This window comes from Streptomyces sp. NPDC028298 (genome assembly GCF_055565895.1).
Map to the genome: position 1 here is coordinate 1664798 of NZ_JBVHTL010000001.1, position 18948 is coordinate 1683745.

Sequence of the window (18948 nt, forward strand, 5' to 3'; positions counted from 1 at the left end):
TCGGACACGGCTCAGGGAGCCTCGTCCGGCGCGTCCCTCAGGTCGGTGACCCGCTCCAGCAGGATCGACTCCCAGGCGCGCGCCAACCGGGCCTCCAGGAGCGGCAGTTGTCCCACGTCGCGATCCTGGAGGCGGTCGGCGAGCCGGATGACGGTGTCGCAGCGGGCGAGCCACAGGCCGCGCAGGCAGGGGCGCGCGCCGTACCCGGCGAGGGTGGCGGCGCGTACGGCCGCGGGGGCGCCGACCGCCAGGGCCAGCCCCGCGATGTCCTCGGCCGGATCCCCGGTCACCGCGCCGGTCCAGTCGAGGACGCCCCGCACCCGGCCGTCGGGGCTGACCACGAGGTGCTCGCCCAGCAGGCCGTGGTGCACGAGGACGGCGGCGCCGGGCTGCGCGCCGAGCTGGACGGCGGCCGGCGCGGCGAGCTGGTCGAAGCGGGCGGGGTCGAACTCCTCGGCGGGCAGCCGTCCCGCGGCCCGTACGGCGGCGGCCCGCAGTGCCTCCAGGGAGCGCGGCGGGGTCCGCGGCACCCCCAGTGTCTCGGCCTGCGGTACGGGGACCTCGCGCAGCCCGGTCAGCAGGTCGGCCAGGTCCGCCTCCCCGAGAGCCGAGACGGCCTGCTCCTCGCCGGAGACGCCGGGCACCTTGGTGTCGAGGGTGAAGCTCAGTCCGCTCGCCCACTCGCCCTGCGCGACGCTCATGGGCACGGCGCCCCCGACGAGGGGGCGGACCAGGTCGCGCAGCCGCAGCTCACGCCGTTGCCGCAGGGAGGCCTCGCGGTCCGGGGCGAGCCGCAGCACATGGCGTCGGCCCACCCACCAGGTGAAGCGTCCGCCGTGTTCGCGCACGGGCCGTACGTCCGGTCCCGGGCCCGGCGCGGCGTCGTCGGAGAGCAGGCCGCGGACCAGCCGACGGACCGCGTCCGGGGTGGGTTCCGGAGCGGGGGTCGGTGCGGGTGCCGGTGTCCGGTTCATGGTCGCGCCCTTGTCGTCCGGGAGCGGTGGAGGCTGCGGGTGGGGTCGAGGGTACGGGTGCGGCGGCCCGGCCGCTCGGTCGGTGGGGGCACGTCAGTCGACGATCACCATCTCGCGGGAGGTGTTGTTGAGCCGGCGTCCGCCGTCCTCGGTCACCGTGACGATGTCCTCGATACGGACCCCGAAGCGGCCCGGCAGGTAGATGCCCGGCTCCACGGAGAAGCACATGCCGGGGACCAGGGGCTGTTCCTCGCCCTCGACCATGTAGGGCGGTTCGTGGGTGGTGACGCCGATGCCGTGCCCGGTGCGGTGGATGAAGTACTCGCCGTATCCGGCGGCCTCGATGACGGCGCGCGCGGCGCGGTCGACGTCCTGGCAGGCGGCTCCGGGCCGCACGGCGCGGAACCCGGCCTCCTGGGCCTCGCGGACGATGTCGTGGACCTTGCGCTCCTCGTCGTCCGGTTCGCCGACGTGGACCGTGCGGGAGGTGTCGGAGCCGTAGCCGTCCTTGAGGCCGCCGAAGTCCAGGACCACCATGTCGCCGGCCTCGATCACGCGCTCGTCGGCCTCGTGGTGCGGGTTGGCGCCGTTGGGGCCCGAGGCGACGATGGTGAAGTCCACCTGGGAGTGCCCGAACCGGCGCAGCAGGTCGGCGAGGTCGTTCGACACCTCGGTCTCCCTGCGGTCGGCGAAGCGGACCTTGCGGATCTCCTCGAACGCCTCGTCGGCCGCGGCTCCGGCGGACGCCAGCCGCTCCAGCTCGGCCGCGTCCTTGACCGCCCTGAGCATCGGCAGGACCTCGGTCAGGGCCGCGTAGCGGGTGTCGGGGAGCCGCTTCTGGAGGCCGAGCAGGTGCAGGGCCCAGCCGTTGTCGCTGACGCCGAAACGGCCGGCGCTGTCGAGGAGGGGCGCGGCCGCTCCGTAGGGGTCCTGGCCGTCGGTCCAGTCGTGCAGGGTCATCGCGGGCGCGCCGGCCGACTTGGCCGCGTCGGGCGCCTCCAGCGTGGGCACGACGAGGGCGGGCTCCGCACCCGCGCGCAGCACCAGCAGGGTGAGCCGCTCGGTCTCCACCGGGCGGTACCCGGTCAGCCACACCAGGTCGGGCCCCGGCGCGACCAGGACGCCGTCGAGCCCGGCGGCTGCCGCGGCCTCGGCGGCGCGCCGCATGCGGGCCTCGTAGTCGGCGGCGGTGAAGGGCGCGGGTGTGGCGGCGGTCATCCATGCCTCCGTGTGTGCGGAGTTCCCCAGGGGGCTACGGCAGCATCCTGCCCCTCCGACGGGGTGCGCGCGAGCCGGTTCTCGCCCGCCCCGGGGGGTCAGCCCTCCAGGGCGAGGCGGGCCCCCAGGAGCAGCAGGACGCCTCCGGAGACCTGCTCCAGGCGCCTGCGCACGCCCGTCCGGGACAGCACGGTCCGCATCCGGCCGACGAACCACACGTAGACGCCGTAGTACCCCACCTCGTAGACCGCCCACAGCGCGGCGAGTCCGAGCATGGCGGGCAGGTGCGGGGCGCCCTCGGGCACGAACTGGGGAAGGAAGGACATCGCGAAGACGGCCGCCTTCGGGTTGGCGAGGTTGAGCAGCAGGCCGCCCCGGTAGGACGCCCAGGCGCTCCTCTCCGCTCCTTCCCAGCCGCCGTCGGCGGCGCCCTTGGAGCGGCGTGCCTGCCACAGCGTCTGGACGCCGAAGCCGACGAGCACGACGGCGCCGACGACCCGCATGACGCCGTACGCCATCTCGGAGGCGGCGAGCAGGGCGGTGAGGCCGAACGCGGCGACGGCTCCCCACAGGAAGACGCCGGTCTCGTTGCCGAGCACGGTCATGAAGCCGGAGCGCCGGCTGCCCAGTGACCGTTTGATGATCAGGACGGTGCTGGGTCCGGGCGAGGCCGCGATGAGGGTGCAGGCGCCGAGGAAGGCGAGGAGGGTGCTCAGCATGCGGCCATGATGACGGGCCGCGGGTCCGGTGACCAGGAATTTTCCCCTGTACTTCGGGGAGGGGCGCTGTGCCCGCTGCTCGCGCCCGCGGGGAAGGTTCGCCGTGCCCCGCGCGGTGGCTCGGGCCGGGGCCTCAGGTCGCGGTGCCGGGGACGGCGGAAAGGTACGCGCGGCCGCCGCCCGCGTGGCGCACGCGCAGGGTGACCTCCCGGCCCGGCGTCGCGTCCGCCACCGCGCGGGCGAGGTCGGCGGCCGAGGTGATCCCGGTCCCGTCGACGCCGAGCACGACGTCGCCGCGGACCAGGCCCGCGGTGTAGCCGGGACCGGGCAGGTGCACGCCCACGACGAGCGCGCCGCCGCCGGGTGCGTCGACCGCCTCGACGCCGAGGGTCCCCCGTACGAACTGCCGCCCGGACTCCCCCGGCCGGAGCGGACCGCCGTCACCGGACCCCGCCGTGGAGCCGCCGGCCCCCGGCGCCCCGGAAGCGCCGGCCCGAGGCCCCTGGGACGCGCCGGGTTCCCGCGCTCCGGAAGCGGCCGGTGCCGGCCCCCCGGACGCGCCCGGTTCCCGCGCCCCGGACGCTTCCTGTCCCGGCGTCTCGGTGGCGGAGGCCTGCCGCGGCTGCCCGGCCGCACCGGTCTGCCGCTGGAGGTCCGCCGCCCTGCCCACGCCGATCACGGTCGCGCCCACCGCTCCGAGCCCCACGCCGGACAGGACGAGGACCACCCCGGCGGACACCCCGGCGAGGACGGTGACCAGCCGCCTCCCGCGCCGCCGCGCCACGCGCGGGCGCCCGGCCCCGCCGGCCGGACGGGCGCGGCCGCCCGGATCCCGGCCGGGCATCGGCTTGGGGCGCAACGCGGTCTGTTCCATGAGTCGCCTCCGGCAGATGTTCCGAGGACCGCCTTCGGCTCTTGCCCTACCCCGCGCCCCGGCGTGCGACGATCCCCGAACGAGTGAGACTGACCCGGCCGTTCCCCGGACGAGTGGATTGCCGTCCCGTCAGAGGGGAACGGGCTGCGCCCGCCGGAGCAGGGGCGGTGCGGGCGCCCGGTCCGGTACGAAGCCGTGGGCCCGGCGGGCCAGGTCCGCCGCGCCGTAGCGCCGGCAGTCCTGGTGCCACTTGAGGATTCCGGCCAGCCAGTTCTCCAGCTCCGTCACATAGCCCCGCATGATCCCGCGCGCTTCCTCCGAGAGCTTGAAGTCGTCGTACAGGACGGGCAGTTCGTGAGCGGCGACGTGCTGGAACTGCTCCATGCGCCGGGTCATCAGGTCATGGACGACGCCGAGCGCGGTCGGGTAGTCGCAGCCGAAGAAGTTCTGCACGACGAGGATGCCGTTGTGGATCTCTCCCTCGTACTCGATCTCCTTCTGGTACGAGAAGACGTCGTTCAGGAGCATCGCGTAGTCCATGGCCGCGTTCTCCAGCGACCGGACGGGACCGCTGCGGTAGACCTCCGGCGGGACCGTGCGGCCGTGCCCGAGGCGGCACAGGCTCATGGTGAGCTCCGAGCCGAACGTCGCCCGGCGCATCTCCAGATAGTCGACGGGGTCGGGCATGCGGTTCTGCGTCTGGTTGGACAGCTCCCACAGCCAGCTCTCCGTCATCACGTCCACCGTCGCGCGCAGGGTGGTCCTGGCCTCCGGCGTCATCTCCTCGGTGGTGCGCCGCCACAGGTCGATCAGTCCGCGCTCCATGCCGTTGACCGGGACGGGTGTCTCCTCGCCGTCGACGGGCATGCAGGCGGACAGCCGCGCGGTGGTCAGCCTGGCGGCGGCGAGGTCGCGGCGGTTGCCGTAGTACAGGGGGTAGTAGTCGTCGCCGTAGGTGCCCCAGGCCAGCCACTGCGAGCTGAGGTCGAGGGCCTCGGGTGTCGCGTCGGGATGGATGCCCGCGGCGCACAGCGGGAGGTCGTAGGCGATGAGTTTGTCCTCGTCCCAGACGCCCTCCTGGAGCATGCCCGTCGCGTGCATCCAGGTGCCGAGGCGGTCGCGGGCGCCCGCGAGGTGCGGGCTGAGGGTGACCTCGAACGGCATGAGGAAGTCGGGGAGCCGGGAGGGTCCGACCTTCTGGAACGGGACGTGGGTGTACGCGCGCAGCCGCTCCGCCCCGGCCGCGGAGAGCAGCGCGCCGACGTCCGCCGCGGACGTCCCGAACCCGCTCGTGCCGAAGGGCCGCGCCTCCTCGACGGCGCCCTCGTTCATGTAGCGGCTGGAGCGCATGTGCCATTCGTGTCCGCCGGACTGCCAGTCCTGGAGTCCCTGCGTGTACGCGGCGACGGCGCCGATCTCCGCCGGGGTGAGCCCCTTCTCGGCGACCAGGGCGGGCACCTCGGTGAGCGCCGTGTGCTCGAACTGGTGGAGGCGTGAGGTGAGTACGTCGTTGACGGTCTCGGCGGCCTCCTGTGTCGTGCAGCCGAAGAACGTCTCCAGGACGAGGACGCCGTTGCTGAGCTCGCCCTCCTCCTCGACCTCGCGCTGGTAGGAGAAGAGGTCGTTGCGCAGGTGGACTCCGTCGGAGAACGTCTCCATCAGGACGCGCAGGGGCCTCGACTCCGCGACGGACGCGGGCACTTCGGACGTCGCGTACTCCACGAGTCCCGCCGACCAGGGGGCCCCGCCCACCTTGCGGCGCATCTCGATGTACTCGACGGGGTTGGCGATCCGCCCCTCGTCGATGTTGGACAGCTCCCACATCGACTCGTTGAGCAGGTGCTCGGTGGACACGGCGAAGCGCCGGCGCCAGGCCGTGGACATCGCGGGCACCGTGCGGGCCCACAGGTCGGCCAGTCCCGCCTCGACGGGATTCTCCGGTTCGGGCACGGGGGTGGACAGGTCGAGGGGCATGAAGAGGGGCAGGCGGTCCAGGTAGGCCCGGCCGCCGGCGCGGTCCTGGGTGCGTTTGAAGGTCTCCAGGAAGTGGTCGTCGAAGAAGAACACCCACACGTACCAGTCGGTGATGAGCGAGAGGGCCGGTCCGTCGCAGTCGGGGTGGGTGTAGGCGCACAGCAGGCCGTAGTCGTGGGCGTCGAGGTCGGACTGCTCCCAGATTCCGGAGCCTTCGAGCATGCCCATGTCGCGGGCCCACGCGGTCGAGTGCGCCCGCGCCTCGTCCAGGTGCGGGTTCAGCCGGGCGGTGTACGGCATGTAGAAGTGCGGGAGTTGGAACGGCTGCGTCATGGCCGGGCCCTACCCAGGCCTCCGCGGGCACATCCGCAGGCCAGGACATGATCACACCATCGCGTGAACCGAGCCGAAAGCCGCCCGTGACGGGCCTTGCGCCCACTCGACGCCGCCGGCGCGGCCGAGCGCCTCTTCTGTACGGCCCGCCCGGCATCCGCCCTCCGCGGCCGGGCGTCCCGCCGACGCGGCCCGGCGTCCCTCCCTCGTGACCCGGCGTCCCCGCGATCCCGGCCCCCGGATGGTCAGCGGCGTCTGGCCTGGATCAGGGCGTGGGTTCCGCCGGTGCGCCAGCGGTGGTCCTCGGCGGCGTCGAGGGCCGCCTCGACGGCGGGGGTGAGCCCGACGACGACATCGGACTTGAGGGTCCGCAACGCGGCCACCGCACCGGGGAAGCAAGCCGTGGCGGCGGCGAACGGGGTGGTGGCGGGGTACAGCCGGTCGCCAATGAGCCGACGGTAGTTCAGGTCGCCCTTCAGCAGGGTCACGTCGGCGGCGGCGAACTCCCGCCGCAGGTCGTCGGGCAGATCGGCGTAGGGCAGCGGGCCGCAGGCGAAGGGGTGGGTCCGGACGGTGAGCCGGCCCTCGGACAGGGCCGCCCAGAGACGGTTCCCGGCCTCGCCGGCCGCTCCCTTCGCGGCGGTCAGCCGGCGCAGGGCGTCCAGCACGTCGGCCGTCGTGGCGTCGGACACGTAGTACGGGTACGGCTTCACGTGCAGGGCGGCCCGTGCGATCCGGCCGTGCCGCAGGAGGTGGTCGACGAGGAGGAGGTCGGGAATGAGTTCCCGGCCCGCGTTGTCCGCGACGAGACAGAGGGCACCGCCGTCGAACAGGGACCGCAGCACGTCCGCGTCGTTCGCCACGAGCTGGGACGTGGCCGCCGGTCCGCCCGCGGTGCCGGCGAGGCTGAATCCGAGGTCGGCGCGGTTGCCCCACAGGGAGCCGTGCAGCAGCGCCTCCTCCTGTTCCCCGGACGGTCGCCGCGCGAGCTCGTCCAGCGCGGCGAGTTCCTCGTCGGCCTCGGGGGTGTCCAGTTCGGCGAGCTTGAAGGGTCGGAACGGGTCGATGCCCTGCCAGGGGCCCGGTACGAAGTAGCCGACGGCTTCGAGGAGCTGCCGGTAGAAGTAGCTCTCGGACCACAGGAAAGGCAGGTCGAACCAGGACCGGCCGTAGTACTCGCGGCCGCCCCAGGCATCCCAGCGGCCACGGTCGGCCGCCGTCTCCGGGAGCGGTTCGACGACGCCGTCGGCGCAGTTCTCGAGCAGCGCGTCGAGCGCGTGGCGCTGCTCGGGGCCGTACGGGAAGGCGTCCGTCACCTTGCGGATGAGCGCCGGATGCCGCTCGGCCAGCACGCTCCAGGGGAACGAGCCGCGCACCGAACTCACCACCACCGGGGCGTCGTCGGGACCGGGGGCGAAGGGGGAAGGGGCAGGGGAAGGACCGGGGGCGGGGGCAGGACCGGGGGCGGCGGGATCGTGCATGCGGCTCACCGTAGCGGCTGCGCAGAAGGGGCCGTCCGACGCGATGCGCGCCGGGCGACCCCTCCCCCCGTAGAGCCCAGCGGTCGACTTCGAGCTGTTGACCGTTGCGGGTGCCGCGCGGTCGTGTCCTTGGTCCGAGGTGCGGCGGCCCTCGGCGGTCGCGCTGAACCATAGGCAGGGCGCGGAGCGGAGGGATAGCGGGAAAACCCTCGATCCAGGCGGTGCCCGGCCCTCGTCCGTGCCCGCCGCGGCGCGGTGGTCCCGATACGCGCGGATTGCGGATCTGAACGGACGGCGCCTCACGGCCGTATCCCCCTGTGCCCCGTGCGAGGAGTGCGTCCCGGCCACGCACGGCGGCACACCGCTTCGCCCACGCATCGAGGAGACCCGCCGGATGACCGCCTACCGCACCGCCACCGCGGCCGCTGTCGCCCTGGCGGCTCCGCTGCTGCTCACGACGTGGGCGGCCGGGACCGCGTCGGCGCACGGCGCGCCGACGTCCCCGGTCAGCCGGGTGTACGCGTGCTCGCCCGAGGGCGGCAGCCAGGGCACGGCGGCCTGCCGGGCGGCGATCGCGGCGAACGGCGGCGCGCCGTTCACGGCGTGGGACAACCTGCGGGTGGGCGGTGTGAACGGCCGGGACCGCTCGGTGATCCCGGACGGAAAGCTGTGCAGCGGCGGCCTGCCCGCCTACAAGGGTCTCGACCTGGCCCGCGCCGACTTCCCGGCGACGCGTCTGACGCCCGGCGCGTCCCTGAACATGAAGTACAGCTCGACGATCGCGCACACGGGGACCTTCAAGCTCTACCTGACCAAGCAGGGCTACAGCCCGACGAGGCCGCTGACGTGGTCGGACCTGCCGGAGAAGCCGTTCGCCACGGTCACCGATCCCGCGCTGGTCGGCGGCGCCTACCGGATCAGGGCGACGCTGCCGTCGGACCGCACCGGCCGGCAGATGCTGTTCACGATCTGGCAGAACTCCAGCACGACGGACACCTACTACTCGTGCTCGGACGTGGTGTTCTCCGGCGGGAGCGAGGCGTCGAAGCCGGCCGGGAGCACCGGGACTTCGGGGACCACCGGCAGCGGTTCGACCGGCACGAGCGCCAAGAAGTCCCCCTCGGCGACCCGTTCGGCGACTACGGCGCCCAGCCCGAAGGCCTCGTCACCCGCCGCCGACTCGCCCTCCCCCGTGGCCAGTTCGGCGGCCGTGCAGACGGGCACCGCCGATCTGACACCCGCCGCCGAGCGCACCTCGGGCGGCGGACCCGCGCTCCCCCTGGTCGCCGGGGGCGCCGGGGCGGCACTGCTGCTCACTGCCGGCGTCGCGGTGGTGCTGCGACGCCGGCAGTGAACCCGGCTCCCGTGGGGATCAGTTGACGTACACCGCCGGGCTTCCCGCCTGGCTGGTGTCGGTCACGGGGGCGTACTTCGCGGTGAAGTAGCCGTTGGCGAAGCAGAGCGACGAGCCGGAGAACTTGGTGAACTGCTGTCCGGTGAAGCTGAGACTGTTGTCGGAGTTGTCCGTCGTGCCGGTGAGGCTCGCCGCCCGGTAGACGCAGGTCAGCGTGCCCAGCAGCGAGCGCAGCTTGACCGTGGTCTGGATGGTGGAGCCGGCGGCCGGGGTGACCGTGACGCTTCCGTCGGAGCCCACCGCGGTGCTGTAGGGCAGGTTGTCGACCGTGATGCTGGTGACGCCGAGGACGCCGACGACGTTGCTGCTGCACGAACTGGCGCCGAAGGTGTGGCCGGTGAGGGTCTCGGTGGCCGTGCCGGGGGACGCCGGGTTGTCGGCGGCGGTGGCGGTGAAGGTCGACGCGGAACAGGAGACGCCGCTCGTACCGGTCGCGCTGGAGTAGAGCGTGGCGTTGGTGCCGCTCGCCAGCGAGGCGGTGAGGACGTCACCGACGGCGACGGGGGTTCCGCCGGCGCTGCCGGTGGTGAGCACCGCGATGTCGTCCGCGGAGGCGGGGACGACCGCGGACGCCGAGAGGGCCGCGACGGCGCCGGCGAGGGCGAGCAGGGATCGAGTACGCATGGGGGGTGCCTCTTCTCCGATGGGGGTGTGGGTGCCTGACCGCGCCGGGGCGCGGGGGTGCGGGGTGCGGGTCGAGAAGCCGGCGCGAAGGTGCGGGTGGTACGGGCCGCGCGCGACGGCGGGCCGGGACACCGGGCCCGCCCGCGGGAGTGGTGCGAGGAGAGACCGCCGCCGGTCCGTGACGCCTTCTCCGTACGCCACGGGCCGACGGCGACAGCCGGGCGGCCGGTACGGCCCTCGGGGGGAAGGTGACCGCGCCGGTGCCACGGGACGGGGAGCGGCCGGGGGGCACGCCGTGTCGGCGTACACGCCAGGGCTGCTCCGGAACACGCCATGACCGCCCCGCAGAGCGGGGTCCGGGAGGTGACGGGCGCGTCGGCCGACGGATCCGGCGCCACGGATCCGGGGAAACAGGGGAAGTTGTAGACCTGATGGAGGGTCAACGTCAAGGCTGCGTACGGAAGTTGGAGGTCAGAGCGGCTCTCCGGACGGCGGGCGTTCACAGGTGCGGCACAACGGGCACGGTTTTCCCACACGCGCCTTGACCCATGGATGTAACCCCCGGTAACTTCCTCGACGGCTACCGCCGCGTAACGAGAAAGCCCTTGCAACCGCCGGGAGGCGCGAGGAGGCGTACGCGGCGGCTGCTGTCCGCGCCAGGACAACGCGCCACTGGAGCCCCACCCGCATCGACACCCGCATCGAACGTGCCCAGGGAGCAGACATGGCCTCGTCCCCGGACGCCACGGCGTCCAACGGTTCCACGCCCGAGACCCCGGAAAGCGGTTCAGCCGCCGGACAGGGCCGCCGCGGGCGGGTCCGGCTGCGCCGCGCCGCCGTGATGGCGATACCGGCCACCGCGGTCGCCGCGGGGCTGATGATCGCCACGGCGGAGGGTGCCCTCGGTGTCCAGTTCGCCATCTCCGGCATGCCGTTCACGGTCACCGCGACCGAGCTGAACGGCACCGGCTTCGAGCAGTTCGGCGGCCTCGACAACATGGCGGAGGACAGCCCGAACGCCGGCGACACGGGCGGCCAGGTCCTCATCGTCACCTCGGCGATCAAGAACGCGACCCTCGACCACCTGTGCCAGAGCGTCGACCTCGGGGGCACCAACCTGCTCATCACGGCCGGCAGCGGTTCGGACAAGGTCCAGGCGACCGACCTGACCACCGACTCCACGGAGCTGTCCGGCAACGCCTCCTTCAACAACATCGAGATCGGCAACGACGCCAGCACGCTCACCAAGGCCGGGGTCCAGGGCCCCAAGGGCGTGTTCAGCCAGCAGGCCGACACCGTGCGCATCGCCAACCTGCGCCAGACCAACTACGCGACGACGGCCGGGGTGTTCAAGCTGCCGGGCCTCAAGCTCCGCTTCAGCGACCAAGGCTGCTGATGAGCACCGAAGCACGGACGGACGACTCCCGGGACCTCAGGGAGACCTTCCGCCGGTGGCGCGCGCACCGCCCCTTCTGGGGCGGGCTGCTGCTCACCCTGGGGGGAGCGGAGATCCTGCTCACCGAGAAGGCGTCGCTGAAGGTCGTCCTGCACATCGGCATGCAGGGCCTCGCGGGCTATCTGCTGCCCACCGTGATGCTGCTGTGCGGCCTGCTGATCCTCTTCAACCCGGCCCAGCGGCTGTTCTACTCGCTGCTGGGCGTCCTGCTCTCGCTGGGCACCTGGGTCACCTCCAACCTCGGCGGCTTCTTCATCGGCCTGCTCCTCGGGGTCGCCGGAAGCTGCCTCGCCTTCGGCTGGCTCCCCGACCAGGAGCCGCGCAGAAGGCTGCTGCGCCGCGGACACGCCTGAGGCGGACCCCGCGGCGGGATCCGAACCCCCACTGGCTTGCTCCGTGCGGACCCGTGGGACGTAATTGTCTCCGCGCGCACGGAAGTTGGCACTGCACGCACCGACCCGGCAGGTATCCCGGCGAAGCCGCGTCGTCGCGTAGCGTGACGCGGCGTACGCCGAATAGGAGTTCGACTGCCGGGAGGTTCCTGATGGGAAGTCCACGTCCTTTGGTGATCGACGCGACCGGAGGCGACATCCACGGGGAGGCCGCCCGGATCCGCGAGAGAGGACCGGTGGCCCGGGTGGAGCTTCCCGGGGGCGTCGAGGCCTGGGCGGTGAGCGGCCCCGAGCTGCTGAAGCGGCTGCTCACCGATCCGCGGGTGTCCAAGGACGCGCAACAGCACTGGCCCCTGCTGGCGAACGGTGTGATCACGCCCGAGTGGCCGCTGTTCGCGTGGGTGGCCGTGGAGAACATGTTCACCGCGTACGGCGGTGAGCACCGTCGCCTGCGCACGCTGGTCTCCAAGGCGTTCACCGCCCGCCGGACGGCCGCGCTCCAGCCGCGTATCGAGGAGATCACCGGGCAGCTCCTGGACCGCGTGGCGGAAGCGGGTCGCGGCTCCCAGGTCCTCGATCTGCGCGAGGAGTTCTGCTATCCGCTGCCCATCCAGGTGATCAGCGAACTGTTCGGACTGCCCGAGGAACGGGGCCCCGAGCTGCGCGCGCTGGTGGACCGCATGTTCGCCACCTCCGCCGATCCGGGCGAGATGACGGCCGCCTACGGCCGGTTGCTGGTCATCCTGGCCGAACTCGTCGCCACCAAGCGGGAGTCGCCCGGCGACGACCTGACCTCCGGGCTCATCGCGGCCCGCGACGACGAGCGGGGCACCGCGCTCAGCGAGCAGGAGCTGCTGGACACGCTGATCCTCATGATCAGCGCCGGTCACGAGACGACTGTCAACCTCATCGACAACGCCGTGCACGCCCTGCTCACCCGGCCCGACCAGCTCGCGCACGTCCGGGCGGGCCGCGCGGACTGGGACGACGTGATCGAGGAGACGCTGCGGGCGGACGCCCCGGTCGCGAGCCTGCCGCTGCGGTACGCCGTCGAGGACATCGTCCTCTCCGAACTCGGCGGTCCCGAGGGGACCGTGATCGCCGAGGGTGAGGCGATCCTCGCGGCCTACGCCGCCGCCGGGCGCGATCCCGAGCGCCACGGCAAGGACGCCGACCAGTTCGACGTCACCCGCGCCGACAAGGAGCACCTCGCGTTCGGCCACGGCGTGCACCGCTGCCTGGGAGCCCCGCTGGGCCGCCTGGAGGCCCGGGTCGCGCTTCCGGCCCTGTTCGACCGCTTCCCCGCCCTGCGGCTCGCCGTCCCGGAGGAGGACCTGCGCCCGGTGGACTCCTTCATCTCCAACGGCCACCTCTCCCTGCCGGTCCGGCTCGCCTAGGGCCTGTCCGGACACTTCCCGTCGTCGCCGGAGGGCGGCCCGGCGGCGGCGTGGGGGTCCCCTGCTCGTAGAGCGGCGAAGCGGAACGTGATCTCGAACTTCCGGCGGCAGCCCCCTTTCCTGGTCAGGTCCCTCCAGGATGGGCAGGACAGGCGGAGCGTGAGATCACGGCGGGGCGCGAGGAGGCGTCCCGTCGTCGACTCGCCACCCGGGCATCCGAAGGGCGTGGCGTTGATTCTCAAGGGGAGGGCCGCGGAACTCCGTGTCCTCGAAGGGTTCGTGGCCGGACTTCGTGACGGGCTCAGCAAGGTGACGGTGCTGCGCGGGGACCCCGGGATCGGCAAGACCGCACTGCTGGAGTACGCGGTGGCGGAGGCCGCCGACCTGCGTGTGGTCTCGGTGGCGGGGATCGAGTCCGAGAGCGCGGGGTTCCCCTTCGCCGCGCTGCACCGGATGCTCATCCCGCTGGTGGACGGACGGGACGGCCTGGACGCGCTCAAGCACTCCGGCGCGCTGCCGCCCACCCAGCACGACGCGCTGCGCGTGGCCTGCGGACTGGCCGACGGGCCGCCGGCCGACCGGTTCCTCGTCGGGCTCGCGGTGCTGACGCTGCTCGCCGAAGCGGCCAGGAAACGCCCGGTGCTGTGCTGCGTCGACGACCTGCAGTGGCTCGACGACGAATCCCTGGGCGTCCTGTCCTTCGTGAGCCGACGGCTCCACGCCGAGGGCGTCGGTCTGCTGTTCGCGGCTCGCACCGGCTTCGAGGTGCCCGCGGGGCTGCCGGTCATCGAAGTAGGAGGCCTGGCGGACGAGTTCGCCCTGGAACTGCTGCGCGAGGCCGTCCCCGGCCAGCTCGACGCCCGGGTCGCCGCACGGATCGTCACCGCGACCTCCGGGAACCCCCTGGCGCTGGCCGACCTCGGAGAGGAGCTCTCCGCCGAGCAGCTTTCCGGCGGACTCGCCCTGCCCGAACCGCTGCCTCTCGGCGGCCGGTTGGAGGCCCACTACCTCCGGCAGGTGCGGGCGCTGCCGGAACCGGCCCGGACCTGGCTGCTGCTGGCCACCGCCGAACCGGGCGGCGATCTCGGATACGTCACCGGCGCGGCGCGGCTCCTCGGCGTCGACCCCGAGGCCTCCGGCCCCGCCGAGACGGAGCGGCTCGTGGTGCTGCGGACCACCGCGCGGTTCCGGCACCCCCTGGTGCGGTCCGCGGTCTACGGCGGCGCGAACGGCAACGAGCGCCGACGCGTCCACCGTGCGCTGGCCGAGGTCACCGACCGCCCGGCCGACTCCGACCGGCGCGCGTGGCACCTCGCCGCGGCGGCGCTCGGCCCGGACGAGGCCGTCGCCGCCGAGGTGGAGCGTGCGGCCGACCGGGCGGGCGCGCGCGGCGGCTACGCGGCCCGCGCCACCTTCCTGACCAGGGCCGCCGAGCTCACCTCGCGGGCCGGGACGCGCGCCGAGCGGCTGCTGGCCGCGGCCGAGGCCGCGCTGCGCGCCGGAGCGCCGGTGCAGGCGGAATCGCTCCTCGACACCCTCGACGTCGGACTGCTCGACGACGTCGGCCGGGGCAGGGCGCTGCTCGTCCGCGCGCACACCGTCATCGCGCTCGGCGACGCCGGTTCCTTCGCCAAGGCGCCGGCGCTGTGCCTGAACGCGGCCCGTTCCCTGACCGGCGGAGCACCCGACCTCGCCCGTGAGGCGCTGCTCAGGGCCATCGACCGTGTCATCACCGCCGAACACCTCACGGAGGGAACGACACCGGCCGAGATCGCCCGTGCCATCGAGGAACTGGTGCCGCGCGATACGCCCGCCAGCGGCGTCGACCTCGTGCTGCGCGCGTTCGCCGTCCTGGCCACCGACGGGTACGAGAGCGCCGTACCCCATCTGCGGAGGGCCGCCGCGATGCTGCTCGACCCGCGGACCGGCGACGAGGACGTGCTACGGGGCCAACTGCCCGTCATCACCATGTCCATGGTCCTGTGGGACGAGGAGGCGCACACCGCCGTCATCCGGCGCGGTGCCGACATCAGCCGGCGGGCGGGCGCCCTGTGGCAGTTGGACTCCGCCCTGTACTGCGCCTCCATGTCCGAGACCAATCTCGGCGAACTGGCCGCCGCCGACGACCTGCTGACCGAGGGCCACCAGGTCCGGTCCGCGATCGGTGCCAACGACGAGGTGTGGGCCATCTACCGGCACCCGGAACTGCTCGCCTGGCACGGTGAGGCCGATGATCTCGACACCGTCCTGCGCGGCTCGATGGAGGCCGGAACCTGGCTCGGCGCGGGCGCCGTCGCGTCCATCGCCCGCATCGGCGCCGTCGTCCTGGCGCTGAGCCGCGGCGACTACACGCGGGCACGCGCCACCGCCCACGAACTGATCGAGCACGACGTCCTCGGGGTGCACTCCCGGCTGCTGCCCCACCTCGTCGAGGCGTCGGTGCGCTGCGGCGACCGCGTGCTGGCCTCGGCCACGCTGCGTACGCTCACCTCCCGCGCCAGAGCGGCGGACACACCGTGGGCACTGGGCGTACTGGCTCGTTCGGAGGCGCTGCTCGCTCCCGCCGACGAAGCCGAACCGCTCTATCGCGAGGCGATCACCCTGCTCTCCGGCACCAGGGCCCGCTCCGATCGCGCCGTCGCCCATCTGCTGTACGGCGAGTGGCTGCGCCGCCGCAAGCGCCGGAAGGACGCCCGTGAGCAACTGCGTACGGCGCTGGCGATGTTCGACGGCATGCGGGCCATGGGCTACGCGGCGCGCAGCGCCCAGGAGCTGGCCGCTACCGGGGAACACCCGCGTCGCGGATCCGCGGGACCGCAGCCCGAGTTGACCCCGCAGGAACTCACGATCGCCCGGCTCGCGAAGGACGGCGCGACCAACGCCGAGATCGCCGCCCAGCTCTTCATCAGCGCCGGCACGGTCGACTACCACCTGAGAAAGGTCTTCCGGAAGCTCGACGTCACCTCCCGACGTCGGCTCGGCGAGGTGCCGGGGCTCTGAGCCCGGAGCCGGGCCCGGGTGCTTCCCCGGCCCCGCGGCGCAGGGGCCGGTCCGCCGGTCCAGGCGGCCGGGCGGACCGTTCGCGGGGCGGGACACCCGGTGACGCGTCCGGCGCGCGGCGGTCACGACTACGTGCCGTACGGGATTCGGGGGCGCCCGGTCCCGGCGGACGATCGACCGGTCGGAAATCGTCCGAAGACGGGAGTACCCATGCCGTACGTCACCGCGGCCGACGGAGCGCGGATCCACTACAAGGACTGGGGACAGGGCAGGCCGGTCGTGCTCAGCCACGGCTGGCCGCTGAACGCCGACAGCTGGGAGGCGCAGCAGCTGTTCCTCGCCGCGAACGGCTTCCGCGCCATCGCCCACGACCGGCGCGGGCACGGCCGTTCCGACCAGACCTGGAACGGCAACGAGATGAACACCTACGCCGACGACCTCGCCACCCTCATCGACACCCTCGACCTGCGCGACGCGACCCTCGTCGGCTTCTCCACCGGCGGCGGCGAGGTCGCCCGCTACGTCGGTCGGCACGGCACCGCACGCCTCGCCCAGCTCGTCCTGGTCTCGGCCGTACCGCCCTTCATGCTCAAGACCGACGACAACCCCGGCGGTGTGCCCCTCGAGGAGTTCGACGCGTTGCGCGCCGGCTCCCTCGCCGACCGCTCGCAGCTCTACCACGACCTCGCCGACGGACCGTTCTTCGGCAACAACCGGCCCGGCGCCGAGGTCTCGCAGGGCATCCGGGACGCGTTCTGGCGGCAGGGTCTGGAGGCGGGACACCGCAACGCCTACGAGTGTGTCGCGGCCTTCTCCGGCACCGACTTCCGGTCCGACCTGGACGCCTTCGACGTCCCCACGCTGGTCGTCCACGGCGACGACGACCAGGTCGTGCCCTTCGAGGTCGGAGGCAAGGCGTCGGCCGCCCGGATCAAGAACGCGACCCTCAAGGTCTATCCGGGCGCACCGCACGGCATCACGGACACGCACAAGGACCAACTGGGCGCCGATCTGCTGGAGTTCCTCAACTCCTGAGCGGGAGCGCGCGAGTCGGCCGCGCCGGGAGGGCGTGACGGCCGGGACGCACCTCGCGCTCACCGCAGGCGTCCGGTGCGAGCGGGCGAACGGGTCTGCCCCGGCCCTCGGTCCGTGGCCGTCGCGGAGGCGGACGCGGTCACCGCCCACCGCTGCCGGGCGCCTCTTCGCCCTGCCCGCACCCCGTCGGACGCCTCTTCGCCCCGCTCTGACCCCGTCGGGCGTCTCTTCCCTCTTCCTGCATCGTGCCGGGCGATTCCTCGCCCGCTGTCCGGCGGGCCTCCCGCCCGCCCGAGCCGAAGGAGCCCTACCGTGACCTCCTCCGCCCACCCCCGCCGCCGCGTCCTCGGCGGCCTGCTCGCGACCGGCGCGTTCACGCTCGCCGGTGGCACCGCGTCCGCCTCCGCGACCGCCCGTACCGGCGACACGGGCAGACCGACCGTCGTCCTCGTCCACGGCGTGTTCGCCGACGCGTCCGGGTGGAACGACACCATCGCCCGGCTCCAGAGGGCCGGCTTCCCGGTCATCGCCCCCGCCAACCCGCTGCGGGACCTCGCGGGCGACTCCGCGTACGTCTCCAGCGTCGTCGACACCGTTCCGGGTCCGGTCATCCTCGTCGGGCACTCCTACGGCGGCGAGGTCATCACCAACGCGGGACGCGGGCACACCAACGTCAAGGCACTGGTCTACGTCGGTGCGTTCGCGCCCGACGAGGGCGAGAGCGCGCTGCAACTCGCCTCGATGTTCCCGGGCAGCATGCTGCCGGACGCGCTGCTGACCCGGCCGTTCCCCCTGCCGGACGGCACTCCCGGCGGCATCGACGGATACATCGACCCGGCCAGGTTCCACGACGTGTTCGCGCAGGATCTCCCGCACTCCGTGACCCGGCTGATGGCGGTGACCCAACGCCCCGGATCCGTGGGCGGGTTGGGTGCCGGTAGCGGTGTCCCGGCCTGGAAGAGCCTGCCGTCCTGGTACGTGATCCCGACCGCCGACCGCGTCATCCCGCCCGCGGCGCAGCGCTTCATGGCCGAGCGGGCGGGCAGCGCGACCGTCGAGGTCAAGGGTGCCTCGCACGTCGTGATGATGTCCCACCCGGACGTCGTGGTCCGCCAGATCCTGGCCGCGCACCACGCCACCCGCTGACACCTGTCACCACCTCCCGAGGAGTTCCGATGAGCACCGCCCCCGACACCATCGTCCTGATCCACGGTTTCTGGGTCACACCCCGCAGTTGGGAACACTGGATCGACCGCTACGAGAAGCAGGGCTACCGCGTGATCGCTCCCGCGTACCCCGGCTTCGAGGTGGAGGTCGAGTCCCTGAACGCCGACCCCGCGCCGATCGAGAAGATCACCGCCCCGCAGATCATCGAGAGCCTGGCGAACGTGGTCCGCGGGCTCGACAGGCCGCCCGTCCTGATCGGCCACTCCGCCGGCGGCGCCTTCACACAGGTCCTGCTCGATCACGGCTACGGCGCGGCCGGCGTCGCCATCAACTCCGCCCCCACCGAGGGCGTATCGGTGGTGCCCCTGACGCAGGTGAAGGCCACCTTCCCGGTGCTGAAGAACCCGGCGAACCATCACAAGGCCGTCGGCCTCACCCATGACGAGTGGCACTACGCCTTCACCAACACGTTCACGGAGGAGGAGTCGCGCGCCCTGTACGAGCGCTACGCGGTCCCCGCCTCGGGCCGCATCCTGTGGAACAGCGTGCTGGCCAACCTCCAGCCCGGCCACCAGGACATCTGGGTGAACTACCACAACGACGACCGCGCGCCGCTGCTGTTCCTCTCCGGCGAACTCGACCATCTGATGCCGCCCAAGGTCCAGCAGTCCAACGCCCGGCACTACAAGTCGGACACCGTCACCGAGGTGAAGGTGTATCCCGGCCGACCGCACCTCATGCCGGCCTCGCCCGGCTGGGAAGAGGTCGCGGACCACGCCCTGTCGTGGGCACTGGAGCACGCCGTCCGCTAGACGGAACCGAACGGCACGGCACAGCCCGGCCGGGGCGGACGTACGCGATCCGTCCCGGCCCGGGAACCGGGTGCGGCC

At 73.1% G+C, this 18948-nt stretch carries 15 protein-coding genes; 8 read left to right on the plus strand and 7 right to left on the minus strand.

Annotation, left to right across the window (positions count from 1 at the left end; all coding sequences use genetic code 11):
* Positions 1-11: 11 nt before the first annotated feature.
* The 6 genes from ACZ4TO_RS07255 to ACZ4TO_RS07280 form a co-directional block, all read right to left on the minus strand.
* Entirely contained in the window at positions 12-974 is a 963-nt protein-coding gene (locus ACZ4TO_RS07255; RefSeq protein ID WP_468023656.1) for an aminoglycoside phosphotransferase family protein, read from the minus strand.
* A 93-nt stretch (positions 975-1067) separates the two neighbouring features.
* The gene (locus ACZ4TO_RS07260) at positions 1068-2192 is read right to left on the minus strand and encodes an aminopeptidase P family protein (RefSeq protein ID WP_468023657.1); all 1125 of its coding nucleotides are present in this window, start codon (positions 2190-2192) and stop codon (positions 1068-1070) included.
* A gap of 98 nt (positions 2193-2290) precedes the next feature.
* Positions 2291-2911: a LysE family translocator gene (locus tag ACZ4TO_RS07265; RefSeq protein WP_382788599.1), complete on the minus strand. Its 621-nt coding sequence runs from the start codon at positions 2909-2911 to the stop codon at positions 2291-2293.
* A 133-nt stretch (positions 2912-3044) separates the two neighbouring features.
* Entirely contained in the window at positions 3045-3785 is a 741-nt protein-coding gene (locus ACZ4TO_RS07270) for a PDZ domain-containing protein (RefSeq protein ID WP_468023658.1), read from the minus strand.
* A gap of 129 nt (positions 3786-3914) precedes the next feature.
* Positions 3915-6092 carry a germacradienol/geosmin synthase Cyc2 gene (gene cyc2, locus ACZ4TO_RS07275; RefSeq protein WP_468023659.1) on the minus strand — a complete coding sequence of 726 codons (2178 nt, stop codon included), beginning with the start codon at positions 6090-6092 and terminating at the stop codon, positions 3915-3917.
* Between the two features lie 245 nt (positions 6093-6337).
* Entirely contained in the window at positions 6338-7573 is a 1236-nt protein-coding gene (locus ACZ4TO_RS07280; protein ID WP_468023660.1) for a damage-control phosphatase ARMT1 family protein, read from the minus strand.
* Positions 7574-7967: 394 nt separating this feature from the next.
* Here ACZ4TO_RS07280 and ACZ4TO_RS07285 point away from each other — a divergent pair, with 394 nt between their 5' ends.
* Positions 7968-8927, plus strand: coding sequence for a lytic polysaccharide monooxygenase auxiliary activity family 9 protein (locus ACZ4TO_RS07285; protein ID WP_468023661.1), 960 nt, complete (start codon positions 7968-7970; stop codon positions 8925-8927).
* Positions 8928-8945: 18 nt separating this feature from the next.
* Here the strand turns inward: ACZ4TO_RS07285 and ACZ4TO_RS07290 are convergent, their stop codons facing one another.
* Entirely contained in the window at positions 8946-9611 is a 666-nt protein-coding gene (locus ACZ4TO_RS07290) for a Tat pathway signal sequence domain protein (protein ID WP_355768290.1), read from the minus strand.
* Between the two features lie 724 nt (positions 9612-10335).
* On the opposite strand from ACZ4TO_RS07290, the gene ACZ4TO_RS07295 reads away from it, so the two are divergent.
* From ACZ4TO_RS07295 to ACZ4TO_RS07325, 7 genes are all read left to right on the plus strand, one after another.
* Entirely contained in the window at positions 10336-11007 is a 672-nt protein-coding gene (locus tag ACZ4TO_RS07295) for a DUF6230 family protein (RefSeq protein ID WP_385040968.1), read from the plus strand.
* Complete coding sequence (locus ACZ4TO_RS07300; RefSeq protein ID WP_382788611.1) at positions 11007-11420, plus strand: DUF6114 domain-containing protein; 414 nt, start codon at positions 11007-11009, stop codon at positions 11418-11420. The genes ACZ4TO_RS07295 and ACZ4TO_RS07300 overlap by 1 nt, the downstream gene beginning before the upstream one ends.
* A gap of 191 nt (positions 11421-11611) precedes the next feature.
* Positions 11612-12856, plus strand: coding sequence for a cytochrome P450 family protein (locus tag ACZ4TO_RS07305; RefSeq protein WP_468023662.1), 1245 nt, complete (start codon positions 11612-11614; stop codon positions 12854-12856).
* 225 nt (positions 12857-13081) lie between these two features.
* Positions 13082-15856: a helix-turn-helix transcriptional regulator gene (locus ACZ4TO_RS07310; protein WP_468023663.1), complete on the plus strand. Its 2775-nt coding sequence runs from the start codon at positions 13082-13084 to the stop codon at positions 15854-15856.
* Positions 15857-16066: 210 nt separating this feature from the next.
* Positions 16067-16891: an alpha/beta fold hydrolase gene (locus tag ACZ4TO_RS07315; RefSeq protein WP_385040955.1), complete on the plus strand. Its 825-nt coding sequence runs from the start codon at positions 16067-16069 to the stop codon at positions 16889-16891.
* A 312-nt stretch (positions 16892-17203) separates the two neighbouring features.
* Positions 17204-18037: an alpha/beta fold hydrolase gene (locus ACZ4TO_RS07320; protein WP_382788619.1), complete on the plus strand. Its 834-nt coding sequence runs from the start codon at positions 17204-17206 to the stop codon at positions 18035-18037.
* A 29-nt stretch (positions 18038-18066) separates the two neighbouring features.
* Positions 18067-18870, plus strand: a complete 804-nt coding sequence (locus ACZ4TO_RS07325) for an alpha/beta hydrolase (RefSeq protein ID WP_468023664.1) — start codon at positions 18067-18069, stop codon at positions 18868-18870.
* Positions 18871-18948 lie beyond the last annotated feature (78 nt).

Bases quoted from the DNA above. Each gene is read 5' to 3' on its own strand.
- ACZ4TO_RS07255 (WP_468023656.1), bottom strand. From the start codon at position 974: ATGAACCGGACACCGGCACCCGCACCGACCCCCGCTCCGGAACCCACC.
- ACZ4TO_RS07260 (WP_468023657.1), bottom strand. From the start codon at position 2,192: ATGACCGCCGCCACACCCGCGCCCTTCACCGCCGCCGACTACGAGGCC.
- ACZ4TO_RS07265 (WP_382788599.1), bottom strand. From the start codon at position 2,911: ATGCTGAGCACCCTCCTCGCCTTCCTCGGCGCCTGCACCCTCATCGCG.
- ACZ4TO_RS07270 (WP_468023658.1), bottom strand. From the start codon at position 3,785: ATGGAACAGACCGCGTTGCGCCCCAAGCCGATGCCCGGCCGGGATCCG.
- cyc2 (WP_468023659.1), bottom strand. From the start codon at position 6,092: ATGACGCAGCCGTTCCAACTCCCGCACTTCTACATGCCGTACACCGCC.
- ACZ4TO_RS07280 (WP_468023660.1), bottom strand. From the start codon at position 7,573: ATGCACGATCCCGCCGCCCCCGGTCCTGCCCCCGCCCCCGGTCCTTCC.
- ACZ4TO_RS07285 (WP_468023661.1), top strand. From the start codon at position 7,968: ATGACCGCCTACCGCACCGCCACCGCGGCCGCTGTCGCCCTGGCGGCT.
- ACZ4TO_RS07290 (WP_355768290.1), bottom strand. From the start codon at position 9,611: ATGCGTACTCGATCCCTGCTCGCCCTCGCCGGCGCCGTCGCGGCCCTC.
- ACZ4TO_RS07295 (WP_385040968.1), top strand. From the start codon at position 10,336: ATGGCCTCGTCCCCGGACGCCACGGCGTCCAACGGTTCCACGCCCGAG.
- ACZ4TO_RS07300 (WP_382788611.1), top strand. From the start codon at position 11,007: ATGAGCACCGAAGCACGGACGGACGACTCCCGGGACCTCAGGGAGACC.
- ACZ4TO_RS07305 (WP_468023662.1), top strand. From the start codon at position 11,612: ATGGGAAGTCCACGTCCTTTGGTGATCGACGCGACCGGAGGCGACATC.
- ACZ4TO_RS07315 (WP_385040955.1), top strand. From the start codon at position 16,067: ATGCCGTACGTCACCGCGGCCGACGGAGCGCGGATCCACTACAAGGAC.
- ACZ4TO_RS07325 (WP_468023664.1), top strand. From the start codon at position 18,067: ATGAGCACCGCCCCCGACACCATCGTCCTGATCCACGGTTTCTGGGTC.